Source organism: Vibrio sp. 1288 (assembly GCF_033344475.1).
This window is the reverse complement of the sequence record NZ_JAWPOX010001081.1, coordinates 1-528: the sequence shown is the minus strand read 5'-3', so window position 1 is coordinate 528 and position 528 is coordinate 1. Positions and strand designations below refer to the sequence as shown.

Here is a 528-nt window from a genome sequence, read left to right as displayed (position 1 = left end):
AGTTGACCCTAAGTTGCTTCGTCAGTTAGCCGGTATGGGTAACAATCTCAATCAAATTGCTCGAGCGATTCATTCCCAAGACTGGAAGCCGGTGGATCGTATTCAGGTTGTCTCTGCTTTGATGAACATTGAACGAACGTTGCAAGATTTAAAACGGGAGTATTCCCGTTCATGATTGTTAAATTTCACGCTCGTGGTGTCGGTAAAGGCTCTGGTCCGGTTGATTATTTACTTGGTAAGCAGAGAGATCGAGAGGGTGCCACACTCGATAGAGGCTCACCAAGTGAGGTTCAAGAGCTGATAGATTCGAGTCCTTATGCAAAAAAATACACGTCTGGTGTGCTGTCCTTTGAAGAATTCGATCTCCCTAGAGAGGCCAAAGATCACATCATGTCGAGTTTTGAAAAAGCGTTGTTACCAGGGCTCGAAGCCGATCAGTACTCTTGCCTCTGGGTAGAGCATCGAGACAAAGGACGGTTAGAGCTTAATTTTGTTCTTCCGAACGTGGAGCTACAAACGGGCAAGCGA

At 46.2% G+C, this 528-nt stretch carries 1 protein-coding gene and 1 pseudogene; both read left to right on the top strand.

Features of this window, described 5'->3' with window-relative positions; genetic code table 11:
* The first annotated feature begins 13 nt into the window (after positions 1–13).
* Positions 14–175 (top strand): MobC family plasmid mobilization relaxosome protein, encoded by a 162-nt coding sequence (locus tag R8O11_RS31010; RefSeq protein WP_276443904.1) that lies wholly within the window; start codon positions 14–16, stop codon positions 173–175.
* A pseudogene (locus R8O11_RS31005) lies at positions 172–528 on the top strand (relaxase/mobilization nuclease domain-containing protein); the annotation flags it as partial. The gene R8O11_RS31010 and the pseudogene R8O11_RS31005, both read left to right, overlap by 4 nt.